Origin of the sequence: Leyella stercorea DSM 18206 (genome assembly GCF_000235885.1) — a bacterium.
GTDB lineage: Bacteria > Bacteroidota > Bacteroidia > Bacteroidales > Bacteroidaceae > Prevotella > Prevotella stercorea.
Window position 1 is genome coordinate 1 of the sequence record NZ_JH379373.1, and the last position, 1,417, is coordinate 1,417.

Sequence of the window (1,417 nt, forward strand, 5' to 3'; positions counted from 1 at the left end):
TTCCGCACACTGGCGGGCGTCAACCTATACAACCAAACGGACGAAGCTGAAGCCATCGACTCGGCATTGGTGAGCCGGGCAAAGATAGAAGCCTTGAACGTGGCTGACCGTCAAGCGGACATCGCATGGGTCGCTGAAGGCGATAAGGTCAACGGACAGATGGTACGGCTCAAACGAAACATAGACCGCATCTTGCCTGTCGGGGGGACACCGGAGGATAAAGACAGATGGACGGAATATTACCATATCTACCAGTGCGCCATTGATGCAACGAAAGATGCCTATATGCCCAACGCACAGCGGAAGAAAGAGTATCTGCGCATCTACGAGGATATAACTCGACAGAACGAAATCCTTGTCGGCTACCTTGCCAAACGGCAGAATACTACGATAACAAGTACGCTACTGAATACTACCGCTGACCGTACTCTGGATAAGGAGAGTATTGTCCGCGATGCGGTGAACCGATGGCACGAATCGCGCTTTGCCGTGCGCGGCCCGCAATCTGGCAATAACACGGGTGGCAGCGGCGACGGAGATGAAACAGTAAATAAAGGGAACTGAAAAAACAAAAACGTATGGCAGACGGAAATATACTCTCGGATTTCGGTATTAATATCCTTGAAGAAGAAATTGACGATGTGATTTTTCAAACGAACGAGTTCCTGACTGATGCGACTTTTACCGGCTCGCAGGGACCGTTCTGGTGGATACTACAAATGTGCATGGCACTGGCTGCCCTGTTCGCTATTGTGATGGCAGCGGGAATGGCGTACAAGATGATGGTGAAACATGAGCCACTGGATGTGCTGAAGCTGTTCCGTCCTTTGGCTGTTTCAATCATCCTCTGTTGGTGGTATCCGCCAGCAGACACGGGTATGGCTGGCAGTGGGAGCAGTTGGTGTTTCCTTGACTTCCTGTCTTACATCCCGAACTGCATCGGCTCGTACACGCATGATCTGTACGAGGCAGAAGCCACCCAAATAGCGGACAAATTCGAGGAAGTGCAGCAACTTATCCATGTACGTGACACGATGTACCAAAGCTTGCAAGCACAGGCAGATGTCGCTCACACGGGTACCTCCGACCCGAACCTGGTAGAAGCGACCATGGAACAAACCGGAGTGGACGAAGTGACGAAGATGGAGAAAGACGCAGCCGAACTGTGGTTTACCTCACTGACGGCAGGAGTCATCGTAGGTATCGACAAAATCATCATGCTTATCGCTCTGATTGTGTATCGTATCGGATGGTGGGCGACCATCTATTGCCAGCAAATCCTACTGGGCATGTTAACAATATTCGGACCTATACAATGGGCGTTCTCGCTGTTGCCCAAATGGGAAGGTGCATGGGCGAAGTGGCTTATAAGGTATCTGACAGTACATTTCTATGGTGCAATGCTCTACTTCGTCGG

2 protein-coding genes are annotated in these 1,417 nt (G+C 50.8%); both read left to right on the plus strand.

Annotation, left to right across the window (positions count from 1 at the left end; genetic code table 11):
* The coding region (locus HMPREF0673_RS01785; RefSeq protein WP_007897346.1) for a DUF5045 domain-containing protein at positions 1-564 on the plus strand (564 nt) is incomplete at its 5' end.
* A 14-nt stretch (positions 565-578) separates the two neighbouring features.
* Positions 579-1,417, plus strand: an 839-nt coding sequence (locus HMPREF0673_RS01790) for a hypothetical protein (protein WP_007897348.1), incomplete at its 3' end; no start/stop codon positions are given.